The sequence below is a fragment of the Streptomyces sp. NPDC004561 genome, assembly GCF_053602155.1.
This window is the reverse complement of sequence record NZ_JBSGDB010000922.1, coordinates 1-1,183: the sequence shown is the minus strand read 5'-3', so window position 1 is coordinate 1,183 and position 1,183 is coordinate 1. Positions and strand designations below refer to the sequence as shown.

The 1,183-nt window shown below is 75.1% G+C and carries 2 protein-coding genes; both read left to right on the top strand.

All coding sequences use genetic code 11. The features are described from left to right. The first annotated feature begins 16 nt into the window (after positions 1–16). Entirely contained in the window at positions 17–772 is a 756-nt protein-coding gene (locus tag ACWEN3_RS46720) for a phosphatase PAP2 family protein (protein WP_452984550.1), read from the top strand. Continuing rightward, a partial coding sequence (locus ACWEN3_RS46715; protein WP_452984548.1) for a response regulator transcription factor occupies positions 726–1,183 on the top strand: 458 nt, incomplete at its 3' end. The genes ACWEN3_RS46720 and ACWEN3_RS46715, both read left to right, overlap by 47 nt.

Sequence of the window (1,183 nt, the reverse complement as noted above, 5' to 3'; positions counted from 1 at the left end):
GTCCGCTGCCCAGGTCATGACCGGCGGGAGGGTCGCCGCGCGCTCGGGCCTAGTGGGGCTGGGGGCCTGGCTGGCGTTCGCGGCACTGACCGCGGTGGTGGTCTTCGGCCACGGCGCCCCGCTGTCCCCGGACCACGCCCTGCTCTCCTGGTCCGTCGGGCACCGCCCGCCGGTGGCGCTGGCGGCGGCGCGCGGACTGACCGCCACGGGCACGGGCGTCGTGCCGTACGCGCTGGTGGTCGTCGCCGGGCTGCTCGCGGGCCGCACCACGCGGGAGCGATCGGCCGCCGTGCTGCTCGGCGTGGTCTGCCTCGGCGTGGGCCAGGCGCTGCGGTACGGGGTGATGGACCTGGTCCACCGGGCCCGCCCGCCGCACTACGACTGGCAGACGCATGCCTCGGGCCTGTCGTACCCCTCGGGCCACACCACCACGGCGGCCTTGGCCGCCGGGCTGCTGATCGTGGCGCTGTGGATCCGCTCCCCGCGCAGCCGGACCGCGCCCTGTCTGGTGATCGCCTGCTGGGGGGCGGCGGTCGGACTGACCCGGATCTTCCTGGGCGTGCACTGGTTCACCGACGTGGTCGGCGGCTGGCTGTTCGCCACCGGCTGGCTCTGTGTCTTCCTCGCCGCCCTGGCCTGCCTGCTGCCCGAGCGATTTCTCCCCAGTGCCCTCGACCGGGGCACGGCCGATCCGACCGACCCGGCCGACGGGCCGATGGAGAGACATGCGACCGACGATCCTGATCGTCGAGGACGATCACGGCCTGCGTGACGTGCTCCGGCGCGGTCTGCAGGACGAGGAGTTCGACACGCTCACCGCGGCCGACGGCGCCACCGCCCTGCGGCTGGCGACCCCGGAGGTGTCCGCCGCCGTGCTGGACGTCGGGCTGCCCGACGCGGACGGCCGGGACGTGTGCCAGGCGATGCGCGCGAACGGTTTCACCGCCCCGGTCGTGTTCCTGACCGCGCGGCACGGGCTGGCGGACCGGCTGTCGGGTTTCTCGGCCGGCGGTGACGACTACCTGCCCAAGCCGTTCCATCTCGCCGAGCTGGCCGCCCGGCTGCGGGTCGCACTGCGCCGGACCGCGCCGGCGCCCGCGGCACCACCCCACGCGGGCGGTCTGTTCTGCCGTCCCCTGGCTGCGCGACCACCTCGAGGGCGAAATCCAGTCGTTCTTGGCGG